The 2,175-nt window shown below is 57.3% G+C and carries 1 protein-coding gene; it reads right to left on the bottom strand.

The features are described 5' to 3' along the window. Positions 1–2,175, bottom strand: a 2,175-nt coding sequence (gene glnE / locus ACTHUE_RS16390) for a bifunctional [glutamate--ammonia ligase]-adenylyl-L-tyrosine phosphorylase/[glutamate--ammonia-ligase] adenylyltransferase (protein ID WP_440424001.1), incomplete at both ends; no start/stop codon positions are given.

Here is a 2,175-nt window from a genome sequence, read left to right as displayed (position 1 = left end):
GGGACTGGTGTTCCCACGTCCAGGCGTTTTCGCGCTGGTATTTTTCGAAGGCGGCGATGCTGTGGGCGAGGAAGCCGGCGTCGCCGTTGGGGCGCAGGCGCAGGTCGGTTTCGTAGAGGCTGCCTGCGCCGGTGGCGGCGGAAAGCCAGTTGGTCAGCCGGCGAGCAAGGCGGCTGTAAACGTCGCCTGCGTCGGAATGAGGGTCGTCGTAAAGATAGACCAAGTCGAGGTCGGAGGAATAGCTGAGCTCTTTACCGCCCAGTTTGCCGTAACCGATGATGGCAAATTGCGGCGTGTCTCGGTGTTTTTTGGGCATATCCGCCCACGCACACGACACGGCGGCGGCGAGGATGGTGTCGGCGAGGGCGGAAAGTTGGTCGGAGAGGGATTCTACCGTCCACAGTCCGGCGAGGTCTTGGACGGCGAGGCGGAAGACTTGGGCGTGCTGGAAGCGGCGCAGGGTGTCCATTTGCGCTTCGGTGTCGCCGCCGCAGGCTTTGATGTCGTCTGAAAGGGCGGCGGCAAGGGCTTGCCAGTCGAACGCGGTATCCAAAAGCTGCGCGCTGATGAGTTCGTCCAGCAGAATTGGGTATTTGCTCAGATACGCCGCCACCCATGAGCTTTGGCTCATAATCTGCGCCAGTTGCGCCAGGGTTTGCGGATGTTCGTTGAGGAAGGCGAGATAGGCGGAGCGGCGGCTGATGTTTTCGAGGAAGTCAAACAGCCGCATTAATGTATCGGTCGGGTTGGGTTGCTCGGCCGCTGCCTGCACGAACAGCGGCACAATCGCGTCGAAACGCGGCTGGGCGTGTGCGGAAAGGTGGCGGTATTTATGGCCGTACCGGATTTGGTCTAGCCTTGCGGCGATGGTTTCGGCATCAAACCCATATTCTTTCAGACGGCCTAGCCGCTCTTCTTCGTCGGGTTTATCCTGCCATGCCCATTGCCATTCGCTGTTGTCGGGAGTTTGCTCTTCGGGTTCGCTTAAAATTTCGTTGAACAACTGATTGACCTTGGTGCGGTGAATGTTGAGGTCGTCTGAAAAGGCGGCGTAGCTGTCGAAACCCATGCTTTCGGCGAGCAGTTGTTGCTGTTCGGGCGAGGTGGGCAGGGTTTGGGTTTGCTGGTCGTCCCAGTATTGCAGGCGGTGTTCGACGTCGCGCAGGAAGCGGTAGGCGGCAAGCAGGGTTTCGACGTTTTCAGACGGCATGATGCCCAGCTCGGCAAGTTTCTTCAGCGTTTCCTGCGTGCCTTTCAGTTGCAGCGCGCGCATTTGCCCGCCGCGTATCATCTGGAAAATCTGGGCGATAAATTCGACTTCGCGGATGCCGCCCGCGCCGAGTTTGATGTTGTCCGCCATGCCTTTTTTGCTGACTTCGCTGCGGATTTGGCGGTGCAGGTTGCGCATTGCTTCATATGCGCTGTAATCCAGATATTTGCGGAACACAAAGGGGCGCACCAACGCTTTGATGTCGTTCGGATACGGCGTAACCACGCGGCCTTTGCACCACGCATAGCGTTCCCATTCGCGCCCCTGCGTGATCAGGTATTGCTCCAGCGCGGTTTCGCTCAATACCAGCGCGCCCGAATCGCCGTCTGGCCGCAGCCGCATATCGACGCGGAACACCTGCCCGTCGGCGGTAATGTCGTTCAGCAGCGCAATTAGTTTCTGCCCGACTTTGGTGAAAAACTCTTGATTGCCGCGTTCGCGCCTGCCGTCCGTATCGCCCGATTCGGGATAGATGAAAATCAAATCGATGTCGGAAGACACGTTCAGCTCATAGCCGCCCGCCTTGCCCATTGCCACCACGCTCAAATGTTGTGGCGATTTCGTATAACGCCCGATCGGCGTGCCGTACATGTCCTGATAATAGGCGTAGGAAAAGTTCAACGCGGTATTGACGGCAAAATCGGCAAACAGCGTAATTGTGCGGGTTACTTCGTTCAAATCACTGATGCGGTTGATATCGCGCACGATAATCTGCGACACGACATAACGGCGCAACTCGCGCAACTGCCGCGCTAATTCTTCCTCGTTTTCTTCCGCACGGATTTTGTCCCAATCGGCAAAAGCTTGAAAATCAGCTTCGGTCAACGCCTTGTCCAGCATAGGCAGGAAAATTTCGGGCTTGAGTTTGCCGGAATCAAGATTACGGGCGAGAAAAAGGGAATAAC

The organism is Neisseria sp. P0021.S005 (genome assembly GCF_051956955.1).
This window is presented reverse-complemented; position numbering and strand designations above follow the sequence as displayed.